Origin of the sequence: Arthrobacter sp. 754, from assembly GCF_040548695.1 — a bacterium.
Classification (GTDB): Bacteria; Actinomycetota; Actinomycetes; order Actinomycetales; family Micrococcaceae; genus Arthrobacter.
The window spans coordinates 161,207-184,924 of record NZ_JBEPSC010000003.1; the positions used below are offsets into that span (position 1 = coordinate 161,207).

At 66.2% G+C, this 23,718-nt stretch carries 26 protein-coding genes, 6 tRNA genes and 1 riboswitch; of the genes, 16 read left to right on the forward strand and 16 right to left on the reverse strand.

Annotation, left to right across the window (positions count from 1 at the left end):
* Positions 1-20 precede the first annotated feature (20 nt).
* The 7 genes from ABIA70_RS10135 to ABIA70_RS10165 all read right to left on the reverse strand — a co-directional run bounded on the left by ABIA70_RS10135 (position 21) and on the right by ABIA70_RS10165 (position 6,620).
* Complete coding sequence (locus tag ABIA70_RS10135) at positions 21-1,349, reverse strand: HRDC domain-containing protein (protein ID WP_354147482.1); 1,329 nt, start codon at positions 1,347-1,349, stop codon at positions 21-23.
* Positions 1,350-1,393: 44 nt separating this feature from the next.
* A complete protein-coding gene (locus ABIA70_RS10140; RefSeq protein ID WP_354147483.1) occupies positions 1,394-2,047 on the reverse strand; it encodes a DUF3000 domain-containing protein in 654 nt (217 codons plus the stop codon).
* Between the two features lie 58 nt (positions 2,048-2,105).
* Positions 2,106-3,254 (reverse strand): threonine aldolase family protein, encoded by a 1,149-nt coding sequence (locus tag ABIA70_RS10145; protein WP_354147807.1) that lies wholly within the window; start codon positions 3,252-3,254, stop codon positions 2,106-2,108.
* 35 nt (positions 3,255-3,289) lie between these two features.
* Entirely contained in the window at positions 3,290-4,072 is a 783-nt protein-coding gene (locus ABIA70_RS10150) for an SDR family oxidoreductase (protein WP_502917194.1), read from the reverse strand.
* On the reverse strand, positions 4,069-5,436 hold the full coding sequence (locus tag ABIA70_RS10155; protein WP_354147484.1) for a DUF6421 family protein: 1,368 nt from the start codon (positions 5,434-5,436) through the stop codon (positions 4,069-4,071). Before ABIA70_RS10155 ends, ABIA70_RS10150 begins: the two co-directional genes overlap by 4 nt.
* 150 nt (positions 5,437-5,586) lie before the next feature.
* On the reverse strand, positions 5,587-6,114 hold the full coding sequence (gene msrB, locus ABIA70_RS10160) for a peptide-methionine (R)-S-oxide reductase MsrB (protein ID WP_354147485.1): 528 nt from the start codon (positions 6,112-6,114) through the stop codon (positions 5,587-5,589).
* Between the two features lie 14 nt (positions 6,115-6,128).
* Positions 6,129-6,620 carry a hypothetical protein gene (locus ABIA70_RS10165; protein ID WP_354147486.1) on the reverse strand — a complete coding sequence of 164 codons (492 nt, stop codon included), beginning with the start codon at positions 6,618-6,620 and terminating at the stop codon, positions 6,129-6,131.
* Between the two features lie 126 nt (positions 6,621-6,746).
* Between ABIA70_RS10165 and ABIA70_RS10170 the strand changes: the two genes are divergently transcribed.
* The gene (locus tag ABIA70_RS10170; protein ID WP_354147809.1) at positions 6,747-8,000 is read left to right on the forward strand and encodes an alpha/beta fold hydrolase; all 1,254 of its coding nucleotides are present in this window, start codon (positions 6,747-6,749) and stop codon (positions 7,998-8,000) included.
* A gap of 28 nt (positions 8,001-8,028) precedes the next feature.
* Here the strand turns inward: ABIA70_RS10170 and ybaK are convergent, their stop codons facing one another.
* From ybaK to ABIA70_RS10185, 3 genes are read right to left on the reverse strand one after another with little or no spacing between them, the layout of a single operon-like run.
* Complete coding sequence (gene ybaK / locus ABIA70_RS10175) at positions 8,029-8,526, reverse strand: Cys-tRNA(Pro) deacylase (protein WP_354147487.1); 498 nt, start codon at positions 8,524-8,526, stop codon at positions 8,029-8,031.
* Positions 8,527-8,545: 19 nt separating this feature from the next.
* A complete protein-coding gene (locus tag ABIA70_RS10180; protein ID WP_354147488.1) occupies positions 8,546-9,007 on the reverse strand; it encodes a SufE family protein in 462 nt (153 codons plus the stop codon).
* 10 nt (positions 9,008-9,017) lie between these two features.
* The gene (locus ABIA70_RS10185; protein ID WP_354147489.1) at positions 9,018-9,929 is read right to left on the reverse strand and encodes a sulfurtransferase; all 912 of its coding nucleotides are present in this window, start codon (positions 9,927-9,929) and stop codon (positions 9,018-9,020) included.
* A 223-nt stretch (positions 9,930-10,152) separates the two neighbouring features.
* On the opposite strand from ABIA70_RS10185, the gene zapE reads away from it, so the two are divergent.
* On the forward strand, positions 10,153-11,190 hold the full coding sequence (zapE, locus tag ABIA70_RS10190; protein WP_354147490.1) for a cell division protein ZapE: 1,038 nt from the start codon (positions 10,153-10,155) through the stop codon (positions 11,188-11,190).
* A gap of 171 nt (positions 11,191-11,361) precedes the next feature.
* On the opposite strand, the gene ABIA70_RS10195 is transcribed toward zapE, so the two are convergent.
* The 6 genes from ABIA70_RS10195 to ABIA70_RS10220 form a co-directional block, all read right to left on the reverse strand.
* Complete coding sequence (locus tag ABIA70_RS10195; RefSeq protein ID WP_354147491.1) at positions 11,362-11,643, reverse strand: antitoxin; 282 nt, start codon at positions 11,641-11,643, stop codon at positions 11,362-11,364.
* A 160-nt stretch (positions 11,644-11,803) separates the two neighbouring features.
* A tRNA-Val gene (locus ABIA70_RS10200) sits at positions 11,804-11,875 on the reverse strand.
* Between the two features lie 53 nt (positions 11,876-11,928).
* A tRNA-Gly gene (locus ABIA70_RS10205) sits at positions 11,929-12,001 on the reverse strand.
* A gap of 57 nt (positions 12,002-12,058) precedes the next feature.
* Positions 12,059-12,133: transfer RNA gene (locus tag ABIA70_RS10210), tRNA-Val, on the reverse strand.
* A 43-nt stretch (positions 12,134-12,176) separates the two neighbouring features.
* Positions 12,177-12,247 (reverse strand) — tRNA-Cys (locus ABIA70_RS10215).
* A 46-nt stretch (positions 12,248-12,293) separates the two neighbouring features.
* Positions 12,294-12,366, reverse strand: a tRNA-Gly gene (locus tag ABIA70_RS10220).
* A gap of 229 nt (positions 12,367-12,595) precedes the next feature.
* Here ABIA70_RS10220 and ABIA70_RS10225 point away from each other — a divergent pair.
* From ABIA70_RS10225 to hisF, 14 genes are all read left to right on the forward strand, one after another.
* Positions 12,596-12,667, forward strand: a tRNA-Val gene (locus ABIA70_RS10225).
* Positions 12,668-12,759: 92 nt separating this feature from the next.
* Positions 12,760-13,620 carry a cytochrome gene (locus ABIA70_RS10230; RefSeq protein WP_354147492.1) on the forward strand — a complete coding sequence of 287 codons (861 nt, stop codon included), beginning with the start codon at positions 12,760-12,762 and terminating at the stop codon, positions 13,618-13,620.
* Between the two features lie 76 nt (positions 13,621-13,696).
* The gene (gene def / locus ABIA70_RS10235) at positions 13,697-14,275 is read left to right on the forward strand and encodes a peptide deformylase (protein ID WP_354147493.1); all 579 of its coding nucleotides are present in this window, start codon (positions 13,697-13,699) and stop codon (positions 14,273-14,275) included.
* Positions 14,272-15,192: a methionyl-tRNA formyltransferase gene (gene fmt / locus ABIA70_RS10240; protein WP_354147494.1), complete on the forward strand. Its 921-nt coding sequence runs from the start codon at positions 14,272-14,274 to the stop codon at positions 15,190-15,192. Before def ends, fmt begins: the two co-directional genes overlap by 4 nt.
* Entirely contained in the window at positions 15,189-16,787 is a 1,599-nt protein-coding gene (locus ABIA70_RS10245; RefSeq protein WP_354147495.1) for an RsmB/NOP family class I SAM-dependent RNA methyltransferase, read from the forward strand. The genes fmt and ABIA70_RS10245 overlap by 4 nt, the downstream gene beginning before the upstream one ends.
* A 20-nt stretch (positions 16,788-16,807) precedes the next feature.
* Positions 16,808-17,488 carry a ribulose-phosphate 3-epimerase gene (gene rpe / locus ABIA70_RS10250; protein ID WP_354147810.1) on the forward strand — a complete coding sequence of 227 codons (681 nt, stop codon included), beginning with the start codon at positions 16,808-16,810 and terminating at the stop codon, positions 17,486-17,488.
* A gap of 40 nt (positions 17,489-17,528) precedes the next feature.
* Positions 17,529-17,681, forward strand: a riboswitch (FMN riboswitch).
* A gap of 224 nt (positions 17,682-17,905) precedes the next feature.
* Positions 17,906-18,973, forward strand: coding sequence for a bifunctional diaminohydroxyphosphoribosylaminopyrimidine deaminase/5-amino-6-(5-phosphoribosylamino)uracil reductase RibD (ribD, locus tag ABIA70_RS10255; protein WP_354147496.1), 1,068 nt, complete (start codon positions 17,906-17,908; stop codon positions 18,971-18,973).
* Positions 18,973-19,605, forward strand: a complete 633-nt coding sequence (locus tag ABIA70_RS10260) for a riboflavin synthase (protein ID WP_354147497.1) — start codon at positions 18,973-18,975, stop codon at positions 19,603-19,605. The genes ribD and ABIA70_RS10260 overlap by 1 nt, the downstream gene beginning before the upstream one ends.
* Positions 19,602-20,300: a 3,4-dihydroxy-2-butanone-4-phosphate synthase gene (ribB, locus tag ABIA70_RS10265; RefSeq protein WP_354147498.1), complete on the forward strand. Its 699-nt coding sequence runs from the start codon at positions 19,602-19,604 to the stop codon at positions 20,298-20,300. The genes ABIA70_RS10260 and ribB overlap by 4 nt, the downstream gene beginning before the upstream one ends.
* 11 nt (positions 20,301-20,311) lie before the next feature.
* Positions 20,312-21,025 (forward strand): GTP cyclohydrolase II, encoded by a 714-nt coding sequence (gene ribA, locus ABIA70_RS10270; RefSeq protein ID WP_354147499.1) that lies wholly within the window; start codon positions 20,312-20,314, stop codon positions 21,023-21,025.
* Between the two features lie 33 nt (positions 21,026-21,058).
* Complete coding sequence (ribH, locus tag ABIA70_RS10275; protein WP_354147500.1) at positions 21,059-21,544, forward strand: 6,7-dimethyl-8-ribityllumazine synthase; 486 nt, start codon at positions 21,059-21,061, stop codon at positions 21,542-21,544.
* 126 nt (positions 21,545-21,670) lie between these two features.
* Positions 21,671-21,934, forward strand: a complete 264-nt coding sequence (locus tag ABIA70_RS10280; protein ID WP_028270786.1) for a phosphoribosyl-ATP diphosphatase — start codon at positions 21,671-21,673, stop codon at positions 21,932-21,934.
* A gap of 89 nt (positions 21,935-22,023) precedes the next feature.
* Positions 22,024-22,884 (forward strand): ATP phosphoribosyltransferase, encoded by an 861-nt coding sequence (hisG, locus tag ABIA70_RS10285; RefSeq protein WP_354147501.1) that lies wholly within the window; start codon positions 22,024-22,026, stop codon positions 22,882-22,884.
* A 36-nt stretch (positions 22,885-22,920) separates the two neighbouring features.
* On the forward strand, positions 22,921-23,697 hold the full coding sequence (gene hisF / locus ABIA70_RS10290) for an imidazole glycerol phosphate synthase subunit HisF (RefSeq protein ID WP_354147502.1): 777 nt from the start codon (positions 22,921-22,923) through the stop codon (positions 23,695-23,697).
* The last annotated feature ends 21 nt before the right edge of the window (positions 23,698-23,718 follow it).

Genomic DNA, 23,718 nt, shown 5'->3' on the forward strand with positions numbered 1-23,718 from the left:
CAAGGCTGCGGAATGAGGGCTTATTCGGAAGCTGCGGCTGCCTTCGCTTCCTTCACAGGCAACGGTTGCGGATGAAGGAACGCCGCCAGGATGAGCGGCGTCACCAGGCCTACCTGCCACTCGCGGGCGCCCAGGGACCGGAGCTCCGAGGTGATGGTTTCTTCGTTGATGTCCGTGGGGGGACGCCACGCCACGCGCCGGAGGTAGTCCGGCGTGAGGAGGTTCTCCAGCGGAAGGTTCAGCTCATCGGCCTTTTCCTGCAGGAGCGGACGCGCCGTGGCGAGCCTGGCTGCGGCCTCGGGGTCGCGGTCGGCCCACACCCTCGGCGGGGGCGGTGCGTTGGTGGGCAGGTGCAGTGGCGGAAGATCGGTAAGGTCCCGTGCGGCGGCGATGCACCGGAGCCAGCGCGGTGCCTCCCGCTGCGCCGCCCGGCCGTGGAAGCCTTTGGTGCCCAGGAGCTGGGGAACGGTGTTTGGCATGGCCTTGGCTGCGGAGACCAGTGCGGAATCCGGAATCAGCCGGCCGGGCGCAACATCGCGCTTTTGCGCCAGGGAATCGCGCTCCAGCCACAGCTCGCGGACTGCCGCCAGTTGGCGCCGGTCCCGGATCTGGTGCAGGCCTGAGGTCTTGCGCCAGGGGTCAACGCGGGGCGGTGCCACCCCTGCCGCCAGGATGGCGGCAAATTCCTGCTCCGCGTATTCCAGCTTGCCGTCCGCCTGCAGCAGGTCGATCAGTTCCTCGCGCAGCTCCGTCAGGACCTCAACGTCCAGTGCTGCATACCGGAGCCACGGCTCCGGAAGGGGCCGGGTGGACCAGTCCGCCGCGGAATGCTCCTTGGCCAGGCCGAAGCCCAGCAGCTGTTCGATGACAGCAGCCAGACCAACCCGCGGGAGTCCGGCCAGCCGTGCGGCGAGCTCGGTGTCGAACAGTTTGTCCGGCCACATGCCAAGCTCCAGCAGGCAGGGCAGGTCCTGGCTGGCCGCATGCAGGATCCATTCCACACCCTTGAGGGCGTCGTTGATGATGCCCAGGTTCCCGAACGGTTCGGGGTCGATCAGCCAGGTGCCGGAGCCTTCGCGCCGGATCTGGACCAGGAAGGCGCGCTGGCCGTACCGGAATCCGGAGGCCCGTTCTGCATCAACCCCTGCAGGGCCGGTTCCGGCGGCGATGGCGGCCGCTGCACGCTCCAGTCCGGACTGCGTTTCGATCACCAGCGGCACGCCGTCGCGCGGTGCATCGAGGTCTATGACTACGGGGATGGGGCTGTCGAAGCCTTCCACCGTGATGTGGGGAGCGGTCTCAGCAGCCGGAGCGCCGGCCGTGGTGTTTTCCGGAATGTGAGGGGTCATGATGAGTTCAGTTTACCGACAAGGCGCAGCCCTGGCCCTGCGGCCTAGTTCCGGCGCCGGCGCGGCAGGGCCGAGACGCCGTCGGGCAGTGGCGGCAGGCCGGCAAAAGTACACACCATGTCAGACCATGCCTCCAGGTGGGCGGTGACGTCCGACGACGAGGGCGTCCAGGATGCACGCAGCTCGATGTCGATGGTCCCGGGCCGGTCGGACAGCGTCCCGAAGCTCTCCGACAGGACACGGGTGGCGGTTCCGCCGGCAGCCCGGTAGGGGGCCTTGTGGTTCTCGAGCGCCTCGACCAGCCAGGTCCATGCAACGGTGCCCAGCATCTCGTCATTGCCCATTTCGGGCTCCAGCTGGGCGCGGATGTACGTGACAATGCGGAATTCGCCGTCCCAGACTGCGGAACCTTCGGGGTCGTGGAGCAGAATGAAGCGGCCGGTGGCCAACTCGGTTTCGTCCTCGTCCTCCGTCCCCGAAGCAGCCGCAAGGGCCATGGCGGCGGGGCCGTGAACGGGTTTGGTGGCGGCGCCGGGCCCGGGAGCCATGACCTCTGCCCCCAGCGCTACGGCGTACGGTGCCAGCCGCGCCGGGGCCGGAATTTCAGCCAGGCGCAGTTCACTGCGGCATTGGGCCTTCCGGAGGGTTCCCAAGGCGTGGAGAAATTCCGGGGGAACCTGGGCGAGTGAGTTCACCATCGCAGATTACGCAACTGCAGCGGGCAGGCACCGCAGGCTCGCCGTCGGCCGGTCCATGCTACTTGGCTGCCCTGCCTTCGGCGCTGCCCGTTTCCCGGCCCGGGGTGCCGGTTTTGGCGTGATCAGAAAGCTCGCGGCGGATAGCGGCCACAAACGCATCGACGTCCTCCTCGGTGGTGTCGAAGGAACACATCCAGCGGACTTCGCTGGTGGCCGCGTTCCAGTCGTAGAACCTGAAAGATTCCCGGAGCCGGTCCGCCACCCCGGCCGGCAGGACGGCAAAAACGCCATTTGATTCCGTCTTCTGGGTGGGCTGCACGCCGTCGATGGTCTCAACGGCGGCGCGGAGCCGGGCCGCCATGGCGTTGGCATGCGACGCTGACCGCAGCCACAGTCCGTCCTCGAGGAGGGCAATGAACTGGGCGGACAGGAAGCGCATTTTCGAAGCCAGTTGCATGTTCATCTTGCGCAGGTAGATCAGGCCGTGGGCCGCCTCAGGGTTCAGCGCCACCACCACTTCGCCGTACAGCAGCCCGTTTTTGGTGCCGCCGAAGGACAGGATGTCCACGCCGGCGTCGCGCGTGAAAGCCCGCAGCGGCACCTGCAGGTGCGCGGCGGCGTTGGCCAGCCGGGCGCCGTCCATGTGGAGCTTCATGCCCTTCGCGTGGACATGGTCCGCGATCGCCCGGACCTCCCCGGGCGTGTAGCAGGTGCCGAGTTCGGTGGTCTGGGTAATGGAAACGGCCAGTGGTTGGGCGCGGTGCTCATCGCCCCAGCCCCATGCTTCGCGGTCAATCAGCGCCGGGGTCAGCTTGCCGTCGGGGGCAGGGACGTGCAGGAGCTTGATCCCGCCGATCCGTTCCGGGGCGCCGTTCTCGTCCATGTTGATGTGGGCCGTGGAGGCGCACACCACGGCGCCCCACCGCGGCAGCAGCGACTGGAGCGCCAACACATTCGCGCCGGTTCCGTTGAATACCGGGAAGCATTCGATGCCGGCGCCGAAGTGCTCCTCCATCAGATCCTGCAGCCGCGCCGTGTAGTCATCCTCGCCGTAGGACACCTGGTGGCCTTCGTTGGCCGCCGCCAGTGCGGCCAGCACCTCCGGGTGGACACCCGAATAGTTGTCCGAAGCGAAACCGCGGACGGTGGGATCGTGCAGCCGTGCCCTGTCGTTGTCAACGGGGGCGGCCTGGGCTGTTGTCGTCATTGCTTTGCTCACGTTCTCAGTCTAGGGAAAGGGGGTCAGGAGGCGAGCAGCAGGCGGCGTCCGTTCAGCTCAGGTGCCGGCTGGCTGAACAGTCCGACGACGGCGGCGGCCAGGTCTTCGACGTCGGTGGCGCCGGGAAAACTCCGTTCCGGGTGCCTCTTCCGGAGTTCCACATCAACGAGCGCCTTCACCACCAGGACGACGGCGGCGCTGCTGCCTGTGCTGCCTGTGCCGCCTGTACCTGCGGCGCTGCGCCCCAGGCCTTCTGCCATGGCCATGGTCCAGGCTTCGGCGGCGGCCTTGGCCGCCACATAGCTGGCGTTCGCAGCCATTGGCTTGTCCACCGCCGTCGAGGAGACCATGGCAAACCTCCCGCTGGGGGAGGCGGCCAGATCGGCGTAGAAAACCCGCGTTACGTTCCTGAGCGTGGTGATGGCGCCACGCTCAAGGAACGTCCAGTCGTCGTCGCTTTGGTCCTCAATCCCGGTCGCGCCGCGCCAGCCGCCCACCAGGTGGATCACGGCGTCCATGGGACCTGCGGTGCCAGCGAGGGTTTCCCGGAAGTCCCGGACAGCCGGCAGATCCGCAAGATCGCACACCAGCGGCGTGACGCCGTCGCCCGCCCGCCGCGCGGCGTCCTCGATCCGCTGCCTGTCCGACCCCACCGTAAAGACCCGGAACCCTGCCTGCTGCAGGGCCCGGGCCACCGCCACCCCGGATGCTCCGCTGCCACCCGTGACCAGGACGTTCAGCGCGCGGCCGCTCTCCGGCGCGCGGTGTGCGTCCGCCGGCCGGTCCTGACTCACAGCGTCACTCACAGCTCCGACGTTCCGGTGATTCCTGCGGTGGATTCGATGACGGGCCGCATCTTCTTCTCCAATGCCTCGTAGAACATGGACAGTGGGAATTCGTCGTCCAGCACCTGGTCCGTCAGCCCGCGCGGGGGACCGGAAACGGGAAGCGCGTCCGGGCCCTTTGCCCACACCGACGCCGGGTTGGGCGTGAGCGTGGCGGAGATCAGGTCATAGGCCGCGAGCCAGTGGGCCATCTTGGGCCGGTCGATGGAACGCCAGTAGAGCTCATCAATCGATGCTCCGAGGGCGATGACGGCGTCCGCCACCTGGTCCCAGTCGATGCTGAGCCTGCTGTCGGTCCAGTGGAGCACGCGGTGCTGGTGCAGCCAGGCGAAGAGGAGTTGTCCGCCGAGGCCGTCGTAGTTGCGCACCCGGCTGCCCGTGATCGCAAAACGGAAAATCCGGTCGAAAATGATGGCGTACTGCACCAGCTTGGCGTGCCGGCGGGCTTCGGGTCCTGCGCCCTCGTCGTGTTCTATGCGAACCGATTCGCGGAAGGCGGTGAGATCGCACCGGAGTTCCTCGAGTGAATACAGGAAGTACGGCATGCGCTGCTTGATCATGAAGGGGTCAAAGGGCAGGTCCCCGCGCATGTGGGTGCGGTCGTGGATCAGGTCCCACATGACAAACGTTGCCTCGGTGAGTTTCTGGTCCGCCAGCAGCTCGGCGGCCCCGGGAGGGAGCTCCAGCGAGGTGGTTTCGGCTGCAGCACGCACTACCCGCCGGAAGCGGGCTGCCTCGCGGTCCGCGAAGATCGCGCCCCAGGTGAAGGCCGGCGTGTGCCGGACCGCCACGGTTTCGGGGAACAGCACGGCCGAGTTGGTGTTGTAGCCGGCCGTGAAGTCCAGGAACCGGACCGGCACGAAAAGCTTGTTGGAGTAGTCGCCGGCCTCAAGTTCGGCAACGAAGTCCGGCCAGATGACTTCGATCAGGACGGCCTCCACCAACCTGCTGCTGCTTCCGTTCTGGGTGTACATGGGGAAGATGACCACATGCTGCAGGCCGTCAACGCGCTGGCGCTGGGGCTGGAAAGCCAGAAGCGAGTCCAGGAAATCCGGGACCCCGAATCCGGCCCGTGCCCAGGTGTGGAAATCGGCGGCGACTGCCTCGAGGTAATCCGTGTCGTGGGGAACCAGGGGCGCGAGCCGGGCCAGGGAATCCGTGAGGGCGGAGACGTGGACCTGGGCGGCAGCATGGTGGCCGGGGTCAGCCACGGAACCGTCCTGGACCTGCAGTGCCTGCAGTGCCTGTGCAGCAGTCATGAGTCGGATCCAGGCCGGATTCTCCGCCGAAATCCGGGTGGGGGCGCTGGTGATGGTGACGGTCATGTCGGACTGCCTTTCTCGTTGCTAAGCTCTACCGCGAGCGTAACAAGCAACCAGATTCCCTAATTCCAAAAGAGCCCTAGCATAAGAGATTCTCATGCTCGACCGGAGCAAAAACCCTTTCAGGTGCAGGCACTGCAGCGCCTTGCCGGATCAGGCCTCCGCGGATCCTTCCGCCGCGCCACCGCGTGGCATCAGCTTCAGGGAAACCGAATTGATGCAGAACCGCTGGTCAGTGGGGGTGCCGTAGCCCTCGCCCTCAAACACGTGGCCCAGGTGGGAGTCGCAGTTCGCGCAGCGCACTTCCACACGCTCCATGCCGAGCGTCCGGTCATGGATGTAGCGGACGGTGCCGTCCGCCAAGGGTGCCCAGAAGGACGGCCAGCCGCAGTGGGAGTCGAATTTTTCGTTGCTCCGGAAAAGTTCGGCCCCGCAGGCGCGGCATTGATAGACACCCTCCGTGTGGGTGTCAACGTACTCGCCCGTGTAGGGGCGCTCGGTACCCGCCTGCCGCAGCACGTGGTACTCCTCAGGAGTGAGTTCCTGCCGCCATTCGTCGTCCGACTTCCGGACCGCGGGCCCGGGGGCCCCGGCGGTCCCTGCCGCGCCGGTATCAGTGACTGTGCCAGGGATGGAATCGGTGGCCTTGTTCCCGAAAATGCTGTTTCCGAAGATGCTCATAGTGTGGTCAACGCTCAGGAGTCGCCGATAAATCCCGAACCCGCGTACAGGTGCAGAACAGGGAGCCCGAGCTGGTCCTGGGCCTTGTTGGCCCAGTCGGTGTGGAAGGTGTCCGCCACGGCATGGGGGCGGGTGATGACCACAGCCTGCGCCGCACCGAGCTCCTTGACCTTGGTCACCAGGCCGTTAACAGCGCCGCCGTCCACCACTTCCCCGCTCACGCCGCCGCCGAGCCCGCCCAGGGCAGCCAGCGAGACGGCCAGGGTCTCCGCGGCCGCAGCACGCTCCGCGGTCCGGTCCGGTGCATGTGAAGTCAGCTCACGGAACGCCTTTGCAACGTCCAGCATGGACAGATTCTCAAGGAAGTCCACCAGCAGGTGCCGCTCAGTGTTTCCCGGAACCAGCAGGACAAGGGGCGTATCGGAGCCGCCCACCAGCCGTTCTATGTTCACGCGGTCGTCCGCGCCCAGGGGTTCTTCGGTCAGGATGACGATTGGATCGCTCATGGCTTCAGCCTAGTCGTGCATATTGGCCGCTGCATCCTTTTGGGCGCCGTTCCGCCCGGCGTGGAATATGGGCTATCGGCTTCCGGCAGTAAGAATGGTTCCATGGCACCTTCCCCGCGCACCCCAATGTTAACGGCGACACCTCCTGTCCAGGCCAGCAGCGGTATGTCGTTGCGGGCCAAATGGACGCTGGGCGGCGTCATCGGCGGTGGGGCCCTGGCCGGACTCCTGGCAACAGGGTCCTCGGCCCTTGCCCTTTACTTTGCCCGCCGCGTGATCACTCCCGTCCGGCAGCGGGCCGCTGACCAGGAAGTACTGGCTGTCATCAGGGAAGGCGGCGGGCGGCAGGTCATCCTTGCCGCCACCCCGGACACCATTGTGGACGGCGTCTACGGGCTTTTTTTCGACGGCGGCAAAGGGCATGCCCGGATTGGCCGGATCGTGTCCTACTCGCCGGGAGACGGCACTGTCCTGCGGGAAGTGGAGGCTGTTTACGCCGGCGAGCTGGAAAGCGCCCGCCGCGGATGGTGGAGCGGTGCGGTCCACCCTGATCCCGCGGCCGCCGGGTACGTCGCCGAGGACGTCCTCATCGGGGTCGACGGCGGTGAGGCCCCGGCATGGCTCATACCGGCAGGCGGAAATCCCCGGACCTGGGCCATCATGGTCCACGGCCGCGGGGCAACCCGCCAGGAGGCCCTCCGCGCGGTTGGCCCTGCGTTGGAACTGGGACTGACCAGCCTTTTGGTGTCCTACCGGAACGACGGGCTGGCGCCCTCGGCAACCGACGGCAGGTACGGGCTGGGATCCACAGAATGGCGTGACGTGGACGCTGCCATCGAGTTTGCGCTGGCCAACGGAGCTGAGGAGATTGTGCTTTTCGGCTGGTCCATGGGTGGCGCCATCTGCCTGCAGACCGCGGATCTGTCGCAATATCGCCATCTGATCCGTGCAATGGTGCTGGACGCGCCCGTCATCAACTGGGTCAACGTGCTTGCCCATCATGCCCAGCTGAACAGGATCCCGTCCCTCGTGGGCCGTTATGGTCAGCTGATGCTCGGACACCCGCTGGGGCGCAGGCTCACCGGCCTTGCTGCGCCCGTGGACCTTAAAGCCATGGACTGGGTGGCCCGCGCGGTGGAGGTGCGGACGCCCACCCTGATCATCCACAGCGTTGATGACGAGTACGTTCCCTACGGTCCGTCAACGGTCCTGGCCGAGCGGAATCCCGAAATGGTCACGTTCGAGACCTTCAACCACGCGCGGCACACCAAGGAATGGAACGTCGATCCGGAACGCTGGGAGAGCTTGATCAAAGCGTGGCTGCGGCCCCAGCTGGCACCGCGGCTTAACCCCGGCCAGCGCCGACCGGGGGACGGATAAAGCCGGTTGGTGGACGGGTAGCCGAAGGCTAGCCGGCCCCGGTGCCGATGGCGGCGGTGACGGCTGATGTCAGGCGGATCAGGTCGGCCGGAGCCAGTTCAATGTCCAATCCCCGCTTTCCGCCGGAAACCAGCACGGTCTCGAAGGAAAGTGCGCTGTCATCAATCACTGTGGGGGAGGCCTGCCGCTGGCCAAGCGGCGAAATCCCGCCCAGGACGTAGCCGGTGCGGCGTTCGGCGGCCGCGGGGTCGGCCATCGCAGCCTTCTTTGCGCCCAAGGCGGCCGCGAAGGCCTTGAGGTCAAGGTTGCCGCTGACCGGCACCACTCCCACCGCCAGCCTGCCTTCCACCTCGACCATGAGGGTCTTGAAGACCTTTTCCGGGGCGGTCCCCAGGGCTTCGGCGGCTTCGGTGCCGTAACTGGCAGCACCCGGATCGTGCGTGTACGGGTGCAGCACAAAAGGAACGCCCGCCGCAGCCAGTATGGCTGTGGCAGGCGTCCCTGTTGACGAACTCTTACGCCCCAAGATCAGTTCCGGTCAGTATTCAGGACCGGGGCCCGGAAGTGGCCGCGACCTTGCGTTTAATGCGTCCCAGCATGGCGGTCATTCCGCGCATCCGCAGCGGGGTGATCGCCCGGGTCAGGCCAAGGAGCTCAGGCATGTCATCGGGCACGGCGAGGATTTCCGCAGCGCTGAGCCCGTCAAGCCCCTCGTGCAGCACCCCTGCGAAACCCCGTGTGGTGGGGGCCTCCGGTGGCGCCTTAAAGTAGAGCCGGACCGCATCGGCCGCGCCGCCGTCGTTCTTTTCCGTCTCAATCGTCAGGAACAACGGCGACTGGCATTCCACCACCTGCTCCAGGAGCTCGGGATGGTCCTTCAGCCGGTCCGGCAACTCCGGGAGTTCACGGGAAAACTCAAGCAGCAGCTGGAGCCGGTCGGGCTCCGTCAGTGCCTGGAAGTCATCGACGATTTCCGCCAGTGCGGCGGGCAGGTCATGTGTAGTCATCTGTTCCAGTTTACGCCGGGACCGTGCCGCGTTCCGCGCCCTTGACGATGGGTGCGCGGACGGCATTGCCCCATTCGGTCCATGAACCGTCGTAGTTGCGGACGGTGTCGAAGCCGAGCAGGTACTTGAGGGCGAACCAGGTGTGGCTGGACCGTTCGCCGATGCGGCAGTAGGCCACGACGTCGTCTCCCGCCACGAGGCCGGCCTCGCCCAGGTACAGCGCCTCGAGCTCGTCGCGGCTGCGGTAGGTCCCGTCCGAAGCGGCGGCCCGGGCCCAGGGGATGGATGCAGCGGTGGGGATGTGGCCGCCGCGGAGCGCGCCTTCCTCGGGGTAGGCCGGCATGTGCGTCCGCTGTCCCGTGTATTCCTCCGTGGAGCGGACATCGATGAGCGGCTTGCCGAAGTGCTCCAGTACGTCGTCCTTGAAAGCACGGATGGGAGCGTCATTGCGCTCCACCACCGGGTATTCGCCGGCAACGGGGGTGGGACGCTCCGTGGTCAGCTCACGGCCCTCGGCAATCCACTTGTCCCGTCCGCCATCGAGCAGGCGGACGTCCTCGTGGCCGAAGAGGGTGAAGACCCAGAGGGCGTACGCGGCCCACCAGTTCGACTTGTCCCCGTAGATGACCACCGTGGTGTCGCGGGAGATGCCTTTGGAAGCCGCCAGCGCAGCGAACGCCTCGCCGTCCACGTAGTCGCGGGTCACTTCATCGTTGAGGTCGGTGTGCCAGTCGATCTTGACGGCTCCGGGGATGTGGCCCGTCTCGTACAGCAGCACGTCTTCGTCGGATTCGACCACCACGAGCTTGCCGTCCGCGACTGCGCCGGACTCCAGTGCAGCAGCAAGCCAATCAGTGGAAACCAGGCGCTCGGGGTTGGAATAGGCGGCGAACTTCTCGTTTTGCTCGGTTGGGTAGGACATGGTGATGGCCTTCCTTTCACTCTGACGTACTGCGGACATGCTGAAGGCAGGTTTAAACCTCCTGTCCACACTAGCGAGGGCCGGCCACCATGTCCGCCCTTCCGTTAACAGTGGGAAATATGGTCTTGGTCACGCTGGGGTGCGTGCGGACGGCAGGACTCAGGGGGCCGGCTGCATTGCCGGTATCCTTTCTGGGGACAACCCACCAGCAGAACGGACCACCTTGGTACAGATCGAACAGCTTGCTGCCCGCACTCCGGCAGTGTCGGTGGATGAGCTCCTCAAGGGCTTCTATCCTTCCCCGAGGTTCGGCAAGGTCTCTTTTGCCAGCTACCGGCCCGACCCCAACCAGCCGTCCCAGGCTGCGGCGGTCAGGGCACTGGAGGGCTTCGCCGGGGGAGTGGGAGCAGGCGACGGCGACGGTCTGTTCAAGAAGCTCTTCAGCAAGAAGGTGGCAACCAGGGCAGGAATCTACCTCGACGGCGGATTCGGCGTTGGCAAGACCCACCTCCTGGCCTCACTCTGGCACGCGGCACCGGGACCCAAGGCGTTCGGCACCTTCGTGGAGTACACCAACCTCGTGGGAGCCCTCTCGTTCCGCAAAACCGTTGAGGCCCTGAGCCACTACAAGCTGGTATGCATTGACGAGTTCGAACTCGATGATCCGGGCGACACCGTGCTGATGTCCCGGCTGATGCGGGAACTGGCCGACGCCGGCGTGAAGCTGGCCGCGACGTCCAACACCCTGCCGGGCTCGCTGGGTGACGGCCGCTTCGCCGCCGTCGACTTCCAGCGGGAGATCCAGGTCCTGGCGGACCAGTTTGACGTCCTCCGGATCGACGGCGAAGACTTCCGCCACCGCGGCCTCCCCACCCCGCCGTCCCCGCTGAAGAACAGCCAGCTCGCCGCGCAGATGAAGGCCGAGTTCGATGGCAAGACCGTGGCGCAGGACGAATTCAGCACGCTGATCGCCCACCTTGCCGGTGTCCACCCCAGCCGTTACCGGCAGCTTATCGACGGGATCGATGGCGTGGTGTGGCGCAACGTGGAAACCATCACCGAACAGTCCGTTGCCCTCCGCTTTGTGGTGCTGGCAGACCGGCTGTACGACAAGGACGTTCCCATCCTGGCCAGCGGCGTTCCTTTCGACAAGCTGTTCACCGACGAGATGATGCACGGCGGGTACACGAAGAAGTACTTCCGCGCCGTTTCCAGGCTGACGGCACTGGCCCGCGAGGGCCAGAACCACGAGCCGTCCTAGCCACCAATACCCAACGCGGGGTCAGATATGGCCCCTCCGGAGACGTCGGAGGGGCCATATCTGACCCCGCGTTGGTGCGTGAGTGCTGCTTAAACGCCAAAGGTGCGGGTGCCGCCTCCCGGCGGGACCCGCACCCCCTTGACGTGCTAGGGCAAAGCCCTGGCCGAATCCTTACGGAGCCCTGTCAACCGGCGGAGCCGGCGTTACCGGCGGTACCGGAGTGACGGGCGTGACCGGCGGAACCTGCTCGGCGGCAGGTGCCTGGCCGGGTGTTCCGTTCTTGTCAATGAGCTTGGAAGCACCATCCTGGATCTTGTCGACGTGACCGGCGTACTTGCCGCCCGTCTTGGTGTCGACGAAGTCACCGGCCTTGGTAAGACCGTCCTTGATGGCCTGCTCGTTGCCGCGGATAAGACCCTGAGCCTTGCCCTTAAGATCGTCAATCAGTCCCACGAGCACCTCCCTTCAATAACGGAGCCAGTTCGCTCCTCCGCAGACGATCCTAGTCCTGTCTCCTGGGCATGCCAAGGAATTGGCGGGGTGTGGGAGTCGCGGCGGAGCCGGCGCGCAGGAACGGGCAACAAAAAAAGCAGCTCACGGGGAGCTGCTGCTGTGGGCGATACTGGGATCGAACCAGTGACCTCTTCCGTGTCAGGGAAGCGCGCTACCGCTGCGCCAATCGCCCATAAGGTATCCGGAATGAACCGGAAACCATCGGGTGTTCTTGGGGGAGATGAGAGCGGACGACGAGATTCGAACTCGCGACATCCACCTTGGCAAGGTGGTGCTCTACCAGCTGAGCTACGTCCGCGTATGAAGTGCGATCGGGCCTGGGCCTTACGTACTGCATGAAGCAAGTTACCTTGCCTGGTGGGCGATACTGGGATCGAACCAGTGACCTCTTCCGTGTCAGGGAAGCGCGCTACCGCTGCGCCAATCGCCCATGTGAGATCCGGGACGAACCGGAAACCATATGGTTTTCACCGAGGTGGGTACGGGATTCGAACCCGTGTAAACGGCTTTGCAGGCCGCTGCCTCGCCTCTCGGCCAACCCACCGTGTAAGCTCCGGTCCTGAAAACCGTTGCCTTGACAGTGTCCTGCGAGCGGACGACGAGATTCGAACTCGCGACATCCACCTTGGCAAGGTGGTGCTCTACCAGCTGAGCTACGTCCGCATTTGGAGCGTGCATTCCGTGCCGTTTTCGGGCATTTCCTCGCGTTCCAACGAGTAAGAACTCTATAGGAGGTTCAGGGATTCTCCAAATCGTGCGGCCTGGCGCCCCGGCAAACCCGCTGCATCCCTGCAATCTAGGGGATTTTGCGAATTACAGGCTTGTAATTCGAGGCCGGCCGCATTTCGATTTCCATAAACCCGGTTGGGTCCGCTAGCATTCAAAGGCATCGGGGCGATTGGCGCAGTGGTAGCGCGCTTCGTTCACACCGAAGAGGTCACTGGTTCGAACCCAGTATCGCCCACCGAGGAATCTGGTCCGTTTCCGCTCCAACGAGTGGAAACGGACCTTTTTTGTGCCCGCCAATATGTCAGCCCCTTGTGAAAGAGTCTTCGTATGACTGATCCACTCCTTGCCCACGCAACGGAATACGGCCGCATGTACGCGCGCTCCACCTCCGAGCAGTTCTCCGTTCCGTCCATCACCACGGTCATCGGCCAGCAGCCGCACGGACTGGATGGCTGGTTTGGTTTCATGGGGGCCAGCAGCCTGGCGAAGGATCCGCTGCTCGCTGACTGCCTGGGCAGCCCGGCGAAGATCCGGCAGGCGGTCAACCGGGCATCGAAGGCGGCAGAGACCTACCGGGATGACGCAGCCCGGCGTGGTGACCGCGTCCACAGTTACTGCGAGCAGGTGGCGCTCCGTGCACTGGGCCGCCCGCATGCCATGAAGGAGACGCGAGCGGCGCTGGCTGAAAATGGCGAGGAAGCTTTTGCCATCCGGTTCGACGAGTGGTGGGAGCTGTATGACGTCGAGCCCATCGCCCCGGAAATCACCGTCTGGAACAAATCGGTGGGCTATGCGGGAACCCTGGACCTGGTGGCCCGCATCAACGGCCGGATCTGCCTCATCGACTACAAGACCAAGGGGACAACACGGGACGGCACCGTGAAGGCCCTGGATGACAAGGTGGTCATGCAGCTGGTGGCCGGAATGAAAGCCGAGGAAAGCCTGGTGGACCCTGTGGCCGGGGAATGGGAGGCCTGGAAGTACGGCGAGGCCCCGCTGCTCCTGGCAGTGGCCATCGGTGAGACCGAAGTCCGGCCGGTCCGCGCCAACCCGGACGTCCTGAAGCACCACTGGTGGAAGTTCTGCGCGCTGCGGCGGGTCTGGGAACTCTCTGCTGACACGCTGGCCGCCGGTACGGCCCTGCTTCCGGTGGCGCCGCCTCCCTCGGCGCAGGTCCGCAGCGCCTGAACCAGTCCCGGCCGTGTTGCCCTGCGCCTAAACTGGACAGGTTGATCGTTTTTACCACCGTGAGGAATAACAGCACATGGCCATTCTGAATATCCGCATCATTGGTGATCCTGTGCTCCGCACAGTTGCCGATCCTGTGACGGATTTCGGGCCTGAACTCGCCAAGCTGGTGGCCGACATGACCGAAACCATGGAGGATGTGGACGGTGCAGGCCTCGCAGCTCCCCAGGTCGGGGTCAGCAAGCGGGTCTTCACGTACCGGATTGACGGTGTAGAAGGCCACATCATCAACCCTGTCCTCGAAAACAGCGAAGACCACCAGGCGGACCACATTGAGGGCTGCCTCTCCATCCCCGGGCTGGCCTTCCCGGTCCGCCGCTTCCGCGCCACACGGGCCACCGGCGTCGACCTGAACGGGAACCCCGTGTCCATCGAGGGGGAGGGCATGCTGGCCCGCTGCTTCCAGCACGAGACTGACCACCTGGACGGCATCCTCTTCACCGACCGGCTGGAGGGTGAGGACCGCAAGGTGGCCCTGCGCTCCATCCGCAATGCCAACTATGACGCCGTGACGGAACGCACGACGACGAAGCGCGCCAAAACTGTCGGGTCCAGTTTCGGCGGGGCCAGCTTTGGCGGCGGCGCCAACACATGAGGGTTCTTTTCGCCGGCACACCGGCCGTGGCCGTTCCGTCGCTGGACGCACTCGTCAACGCGGGCTTTGAGGTCATTGCGGTCCTGACCCGACCCGATGCCCCGATCGGGCGCAAACGCGTTCTGACGCCGTCGCCCGTTGCAGCACGGGCCGTTGAGCTGGGAATCGACGTCATTCACGCCACCCGCGTGGACGACGCCGTCACGGCGAAAATCGCCGCTGCCGAGCCGGACGTAGCTGCCATCGTGGCGTACGGCGGACTGATTCCCCGCGCCGCCCTGGACGTTCCCCGGCACGGCTGGATCAACCTGCACTTCTCCCTTCTGCCCGCCTGGCGCGGCGCTGCGCCGGTCCAGCGGGCCCTTATAGCGGGCGACGACGTCACGGGCGCCGTGACGTTCCTGCTGGAGGAAGGGCTGGACACGGGCCCTGTCTTCGGGACGCTGACCGAAAGTGTCGGCCCGGAGGACACCGCGGGGGCACTGCTGGAGCGGCTCTCCCACAGCGGTGCCGTCCTGCTGACCCAGACGCTCTCAGCAGTCGAAGCAGGGCAGGCGGCCCCGCAGGCGCAGGTAGGCGATGTTTCCCTGGCACCAAAGCTGACCCTCGAGGACGGCAGGCTCGACTGGAACCAGCCGGCACTGGCTATCGGGAGGCGGGCCCGCGGGGTCACTCCCGAGCCCGGGGCGTGGACCACCCTGGATGGCCAACGGGTCAAACTGGAACCGGTGAGGCTGAGGCCTGAGGCCCTCGATCTGGCCCCGGGGGCGGTCAGCCTCGACGGGAAGAGCGTCCTCGTGGGGACGGGGTCCCATGCGGTGGAACTGACCAGGATCCAGCCGGCGGGCAAGAAGATGATGGCCGCGGCCGATTGGGCCCGCGGAATGGCAACACTTGAAAGCGTGGTATTCGAATGAGCGAGTCCGGCGGCAATGCAGGCGGCAGCGGAAAAGGTGCCGGGGGGAGGGGCGCTCCACGCGGCGGACGCGGGAAAGGCGGGCCGCGGGACGGCAGCCAGCGCAACGCCCAGGGCCGGGAACGGAACCGGCCCTCCGAGCGGAGCTTTACCGGCAGCGCCCCTTCCGAGCGCACGCGCCGGGCAGATCCCGCACGGCTGGTGGCCTTTGAAGTCCTGCGGGCGGTAAGCGCCGAGGACGCCTATGCCAACCTCGTCCTTCCGGCCCGGATCCGCCATCACGGCCTGGACAAACGCGATGCCGGCTTCGCCACCGAACTCAGCTACGGCGCACTGCGCGGCCAGGGCACCTACGATGCCATCCTGGCCCGCTGCGTGGACCGGCCGTTGGACCAGCTCGATCCCGCCATCCTCGACGCCCTTCGGATCGGCGTCCATCAGATCCTGGCCATGAGGGTGCCGGCGCACGCCGCCCTGGACCAGACCGTCGGCCTGGCCCGGGCCGTGATCGGGGCAGGACCTTCCGCCCTGATCAACGCGGTGCTGCGGAAGGTTACCGCCCACACCCTCGAGGAATGGCTTGAGGTTCTCGTCGAAGGCGAAACGGATGAAACTAAAATCGCTTCGCTCCGCTACGCCCACCCGGAATGGATAGTCCGCGCCATGCGCCAGTCGCTGGTAGCACACGGCCGGTCAGCCGCGGAAATCAACGAACTCCTCGAGGCGGACAACGCCGCCCCGGTGGTAAACCTCGTCGCTCTGCCCGGGCTGGGGAGCCTGGACGAGGCTTTGGAAAACGGAGCCACTCCCGGTGAGCTGGTGGAAGGTTCGGCGCTCTCCAGCGGCGGCGACCTGGGGCGGCTCGCATCCATACGTGAAGGCAGCACCCGGGTCCAGGACGTCGGGTCACAGCTGGTGGCCAGGGCCATGGCCGCGGTGGACCTGGAGCCGCGTCCGGGAACCGTGACCAGTCCAGACACCGGAACTGACGGCGCGGACGAGGCCTGGCTGGATCTGTGCGCAGGCCCCGGAGGCAAGGCGGCCCTGCTCGGAGCGCTGGCTAAGCAACAGGGCGCAACGCTGCTCGCCAACGAACCGGCCCCGCACCGGGCCAAACTGGTCAGCCAGGCCCTGTCGGCCGTTCCCAGGGACGTCTGGCGGGTCCGGACCGGTGACGGCCGCGAGGTGGGCACCGAACAGCCCGAATCCTTTGACCGGGTCCTGGTTGATGTCCCCTGCAGCGGCCTTGGCGCACTCCGCCGCCGGCCGGAGTCGCGCTGGCGCCGCACGCCCAAGGACCTGGCAGACCTGGGGCCGCTGCAGCGCGACCTCCTGAAATCAGCCCTGGCCGCTGTCCGCCCCGGCGGTGTGGTGGCTTACGTGACGTGTTCGCCCCACCCGGCCGAGACCACTGCCGTGGTCACCGATGCCCTCCGGAAACGCGATGACCTTGAGCTGCTCGACGCCGGTGCAGTGCTGGACAGCGTGAGCCTCACCGGCCACCTCGGCGCCGGCCACGATTCCACGGCGCAGCTTTGGCCGCACATCCACAGTACGGATGCCATGTTCCTGGCCCTCATCCGCAAGAAGTCCTGACCTCAGTGAAAGGTTCCCCTATGCCGCAGTGCTGCATCAACCCGAGCATCCTGTCCGCCGACTTCGTCAACCTTGAAGCCGAACTGCAGCGCATCAGCACCGCGGACGCCGTACACGTGGACGTCATGGACAACCACTTCGTGCCCAACCTCACCATCGGGCTGCCCGTGGTCCAACGGATCCAGGCCGTCAGCCCCATACCGTTGGATGCCCACCTCATGATCTCCGACGCCGACCGCTGGGCCCCGGGATTTGCCGACGCCGGGCTGGCTTCCGTGACATTCCACGCCGAGGCCTCCATTGCCCCGGTCAAGCTGGCCCGCGAACTGCGGGCCAGGGGAGCCAAGGCAGGCATGGCGCTGCGGCCCGCCACGCCGGTGGAGCCCTACCTGGACATGCTCGCGGAACTGGACATGCTCCTGATCATGACCGTGGAGCCCGGTTTCGGCGGCCAGGCCTTCCTTGACCTGACCCTGCCAAAGATCCGGCGGGCGCGGGAAGCCATCGAGGGCTCCGGGATCGGGGTGGCCATCCAGGTGGACGGAGGCATTACCGAGGAAACCATCGTCCGGGCCGCAGAAGCCGGTGCGAACATCTTCGTGGCAGGCTCGGCCGTCTACGGTGCCGGAGACCCGGCAGCGGCCATCGGACGCCTGCGTGAGGCAGGCAGCGTTAAGTTACGCGCGGGGTCGGGGGAATAGTCCGGACGCCATGCGGGTTGTGGCAGAATAGCAACACACATTACGTGCTCCGGGGTCGGTGTAAGTCCGAACCGGCGGTGACAGTCCGCGACCCGCGAGCCGGTGCCTTTCCCTCGGGAATGGACCCGGCAGACGGTTGAACCGGTGAAATTCCGGTACCGACAGTTAAAGTCTGGATGAGAGAAGCACGTACAGCTGTATCTGTGGCGTTCCATGGCGCCGCGGCCTTCTGCTGTCGTATACCCCCGGAGCCATCGCGGTTCTGAAGGGAAGGAACGACAGACACATGAACCCCCTGCGATGGCTCTTTGAAGCCACTTTTTCCCATGCCTTGGGAACCGATGCAACCGGACCGGTGGTCACCAGGTGACCCGGAACGATGTTGTAACAGCGTTCAGCCCTGCCGAAACTGCCGCCATGGACGCTGCCCTCGAAGCAGCCCAGCGGGGACCGCGCGGCGCAAACCCGCTCGTTGGCGCCGTCGTCATCGATAACGAAGGACGCCAGCTGGTGACCGGCTACCACCGCGGCGCCGGCACCCCGCACGCTGAAGCGGACGCGATTGGCCAGGCAAAAGCAGCGGGGCTGGACCTGCGCGGCACCACCATGATGGTCACGCTGGAGCCGTGCGACCACTGCGGCCGCACCGGACCCTGCACGCAAGCCATTATCGGTGCCGGAATCTCCGACGTCGTCTACGCCGTCGATGATCCGCATGACCCTGCCGCCGGCGGCGCAGCAACGCTCCGCGGGGCCGGCGTCCGGGTCCGGAGCGGACTCGGGGCCGGCGAATCCCTGGAGCTGAACCGCCAGTGGTTCCTGGCCGTGGCCGCGCAGCGACCCTTCGTGACGCTGCACATCGCCCAGACCCTGGACAGCCGGATCGCGGCGGAGGACGGGACCAGCCAGTGGATTTCGTCGCCGGAATCGCTCGCGGACAACCACGGGCTCAGGGGCCGGATCGACGCCATCCTCGTGGGCACACAGACCGTGATTGTGGATAATCCGCGCCTGACCGCCCGAGACGCTGCAGGTCATGTGGCCGGCAAACAACCCCTCCGCGCCGTGATGGGCCTGCGGGAGGTGCCGGCGGATGCTGCCGTCCGTGGCGATAACGGACGCATGCTCCATCTGCCCACCCGCGATCCGCGCGAGGCTCTCTCCCTCCTGTACGCCGAAGGCATCCGCCACGTCATGGTGGAAGGCGGCTCGCGCATCCTCAGTGCATTCCTGGCCGCCGGCCTGGTGGACGAGCTCATTGTCTATGTGGCGCCCACCCTGCTGGGCTCCGGCACACCTGCGCTGAACGGGCTCGGCATCACCACCCTGGCGGACGCCCAGCACTGGGAATGGGACCCGTCCGACGGCGGCGCTGTCCTGACCCTTGGCCGCGACCTGAGGCTGCATCTCCGCCCTGAATCAACCGAAGCTTTGGAACCACAACCATCCCGCCCTGCCGCGGAACCAGCCATGGGAGGCTACTGATGTTTACCGGAATTATTGCCGAACAAGGACACGTGCTGTCCGTTGAACGGGACGGCGATGCCAGCGCGACCCTGCGTCTGAGCGCTCCGGCCACCACCGAGGGGCTTGGCCTCGGGGGCTCCATTGCCGTCAACGGTGTCTGCCTGACGGCCACCGCAATAGACGGCAAGGAGTTCAGTGTCGATGTCATGGGCGAAACCCTTGTCCGGAGCACCATCGGCGAGCTCGTTGCCGGCGATTCGGTGAACCTTGAGCGCTGTGTTCCCGCCGGCGGGAGGCTGGACGGCCACGTCGTCCAGGGCCATGTCGACGGCGTCGGGCAGCTCCTTGAGCGCGAGGCACTGGGCAACTGGGAACGCCTCCGTTTCGGAGTGCCCGCCAACCTCGCCCGCTATATCGCCGAAAAAGGCTCCATCGCGATCGACGGCGTCTCACTCACCGTCACTGCGGTCAGCCCGGCGGGGGAACCTGAGCCCTGGTTCGAAGTGGGACTGATCCCCACCACCCTCGCTGAAACCGGCCTGGGCGCCAAGGCTTCGGGCAGCCGGGTCAACCTTGAAGTGGACGTGCTCGCAAAATACACCGAGCGGCTCCTCGCGTTCACAGGTGCTGCAACCGGAGGCACCCGATGAACGCCACGGTCCGGCTGGAGCCGGCCACCGAGGCGCACCGGGGACTCGACCCGGTGGAGGATGCCATCCGCGCCATGGCCGTCGGCAAGCCTGTGCTGGTGGTGGACAACGAAGACCGCGAAAACGAAGGTGACATCATCTTCGCCGCCCAGCATGCCACCCCGGCGCTGATGGGCTGGACCATCCGGTACAGCTCCGGCGTCATCTGCGTTCCCCTGAGCGGGGAGCGCGCCGATGCCCTGGCCCTGCCGCCCATGGTGGCTGTGAACCAGGACGCGAAGGGCACGGCCTACACAGTTTCCTGTGACGCCGCTGCAGGAGTCAGCACCGGCATTTCGGCGACCGACCGGGCCCTTACGGCCCGCGTACTGGCGGACCCCGCCGCCGGACCGGCTGCAGTGACCCGGCCCGGGCATATTTTCCCGCTCCGGGCTGTTGACGGGGGAGTGCGGGAGCGCCCTGGCCACACCGAAGCGGCCGTGGACCTCTGCCGGCTTGCCGGACTGGAGCCAGTGGGCGTTATCGCCGAGGTTGTGTACGACGATGGAGAGATGATGCGGCTCGACGGGCTCCGGGTATTTGCCGCTGAACACGGGTGCCCCCTGATCTCGATTGAGGATCTGGTGGCTTACGTTGAATCGGGGGCCGGGGCTCCCGCCGACAGAGACGCCGGGCCGGACGCCCGGGCGGAGTAGAGGAGACAACGATGACGGCTTCAGGACACCAGAACGGCCACCACCCGGGGGCAGCCGGCAATGGCCACGTGGCTCACCACCCGGTGAGCAGTGGCCCCATTGTGCAGCTGCCGACAGCCTTCGGGGAGTTCGTTACGCAGGCGTGGACGGACCTCGTCACCGGCGCAGAACACCTCGCCGTGAGCTCGCCGAATCCGCCTCAAGACGGCGTCGCGCCGCTGGTCAGGCTTCACTCCGAGTGCCTCACGGGCGACGTCTTCGGTTCCTACCGCTGTGACTGCGGCGAGCAGCTGGCCTATGCCCTGGAGATGATCAACGAGTACGGCGGCACGCTGCTTTACCTGCGTGGGCAGGAGGGCCGCGGGATAGGCCTTGCCAACAAGATCAAGGCCTACGCACTCCAGGAGGCCGGCTTTGACACCGTGGAAGCCAACGAGCAGCTCGGGCTGCCGGTGGACGCCCGCTGCTACAAGGCGGCCGCCCAGATCCTGGCGGAGATGGGGCTGCACGAGATCCGGCTCCTGAGCAACAACCCGGACAAGCAGAACAGGCTTGCGAATGCCGGCGTGAAGGTCGTGGAAATGGTTCCCACAGAGGTGCCGTCCCGCGACCAGAACATCCGCTACCTGCAGACCAAGAAGGACCGCATGGAGCACCGGCTGACCCTGGATGCCCACGTAGCGACGGTGCCCGCCACCGGCGCTGACAGCTTTGACGACGAATAACACCCCACGAACTGAACGGATCACGATTTACCCATGAGTGGACACGGCGCACCTGATATCGACCTCACTACCCTCAACCCGGCGGAAACATCGCAGCTGCGGCTCGCGATTGTCGCCGCCAGTTGGCACACCCAGATCATGGACGGGCTCCTGGACGGTGCCCTGCGCGCCGCCAAGGACGCCGGCATTGCCGATCCCACCGTGCTCCGCGTTCCGGGAGCCTTCGAGCTGCCGGTTGCCGCCGCGCGGCTGGCACCGCACTTTGACGCCGTTGTGGCCCTCGGCGTCGTCATCCGCGGCGGGACCCCGCATTTTGAGTACGTCTGCCAGGCGGCGACGTCGGGACTGACCGATGTCAGCGTCTCCACCGGGGTGCCGGTGGGCTTTGGCGTCCTGACATGCGACACCGAGCAGCAGGGCCTGGACCGCGCGGGTCTGCCCGGCTCCAGCGAGGACAAGGGCCACGAAGCGGTGACGGCAGCCCTGGCCACCGCCGTGCTCCTGAAGCAGTACAGGTAGCAGCCGGCGCCAAGCAGAGGCAGCAACGAAGCAGCAGGCGGGCGGGGTGTGTGTTCACTCACACCGCGCCCGTCATGCAACGGCCGGACAGGCGCCGTCAAGCCCGCAGCAAGTAGGCTGTAGGGCGTGAAGAATTTCGAGACGCTGTTCGCTGAACTGAGTGAGAAGGCAGCCACCCGCCCGGCAGGCTCCCGCACCGTCGCTGAATTGGAGTCCGGAGTCCACGGCATCGGCAAGAAAGTCGTGGAGGAAGCAGCCGAAGTATGGATGGCTGCCGAGTACGAATCCGACGAAGCCGCGGCCGAGGAAATCTCCCAGCTGCTCTACCACCTGCAGGTTCTGATGCTCGCCAAAGGCCTGACCCTGGAAGACGTCTACAAGCATCTGTAGCCACTGCACGCCGGCGCTCTCTCATGTCCGCCGTCCCCTGCGTGGCCCGTTTGCCTGACCCAAAGACCTCCCAACCAAGAAAGACCCCCATGCTGCGAGTAGCCGTCCCCAACAAGGGCTCCCTGTCCGAAGCCGCCTCCGAAATGCTGTCCGAGGCCGGCTACCGCCAGCGCCGCGACACCCGCGAGCTGGTCATGATGGACCCCGACAACGACATCGAGTTCTTCTTCCTCCGCCCGCGTGACATCGCCGTCTACGTCGGCCGGGGAACGCTCGACGTCGGCATCACCGGCCGCGACCTGCTGCTGGACGCCGAGGTGGAGGCTGAGGAACTCCTTCCGCTGGGCTTCGCCGCTTCAACCTTCCGATTTGCCGGCCCGGTGGGCGACTTCGCCAAGGTGGAGGAGCTTGAAGGCAAGCGCCTGGCCACCAGCTACGACGGACTGCTCCGCGGCTACCTCGCCGAGCGCGGCGTGAACGCCAAGGTTGTGCGCCTGGACGGCGCCGTGGAATCCTCCGTCCGGCTGGGCGTGGCTGACGCCATCGCCGACGTCGTCGAAACCGGCAACACCCTCAAGGCCGCCGGCATGGAGATCTTCGGTGAACCGATCCTCAAGTCGGAGGCCGTGCTGATCCGCCGCACCGGCGAGGGCGGCGCAGCCAACGGCACGGCCAAGGAGATTGAGGTCCTCATCCGCCGCCTGCAGGGTGTCCTGGTGGCACGCCAGTACGTGCTGATGGACTACGACATCCGCAAGGAACTGGTCGAGCAGGCCGCGGCGCTGACTCCGGGCCTGGAATCGCCCACCGTCTCGCCGCTGCGCGACTCCGAGTGGGTGGCTGTCCGGTCCATGGTTCCGAAAAAGGAAACCAACCGGATCATGGATGAGCTCTACGACCTCGGCGCCCGCGCCATCCTGGTCAGCAGCATCCACGCCTGCCGCATCTAAAGCCGCAGCGTCCAACATAGAATTCCAGGAGTAGCCATGGCAGTAGCTGTACGGGTCATCCCATGCCTCGACGTCGACGCCGGACGTGTCGTCAAAGGCATCAACTTCGAGGGACTCCGCGACGCCGGCGACCCCGTGGAGCTCGCGCACCGCTATGACAACGCCGGCGCCGACGAGCTCACTTTCCTGGACGTCACGGCGTCCTCGGGCAACCGCGAAACCACGTTCGACGTCGTCCGCCGCACAGCCGAGGAAGTGTTCATCCCGCTGACCGTGGGCGGTGGCGTCCGCGGCGTGGCCGAGGTGGACAAGCTTCTCCGCTTCGGCGCCGACAAAGCCTCCATCAACACCGCTGCCGTTGCGCGGCCGGACGTCATCAACGAAATCAGCAGGCACTTCGGTTCCCAGGTGCTGGTTCTCTCCGTGGACGCCCGCCGCACCCGCCCCGGGTCCGAACCCACGCCGTCGGGCTTTGAAGTGACCACCCACGGCGGCCGCACCGGCACGGGCATCGACGCCATCGAGTGGGCCCGGGAAGCCGCCGACCGCGGTGTGGGTGAAATCCTGCTCAACTCCATCGACGCCGACGGCACCAAGGACGGCTTTGACCTGGAACTGATCCGCCTCGTCCGGGCTGCCGTGAAGGTGCCCATCATCGCTTCCGGCGGCGCCGGCGAACCGGCTCACTTCCCGCCCGCCGTCGTTGCCGGGGCTGACGCGGTGCTGGCCGCGTCAATCTTCCACTGGGGCCCGGATGACATGATGTCCCAGGTCAAAAACGCCATCCGGGAAGCAGGCTTCGAAGTCCGCTGACCGCCTTCTTTAACAGCAACG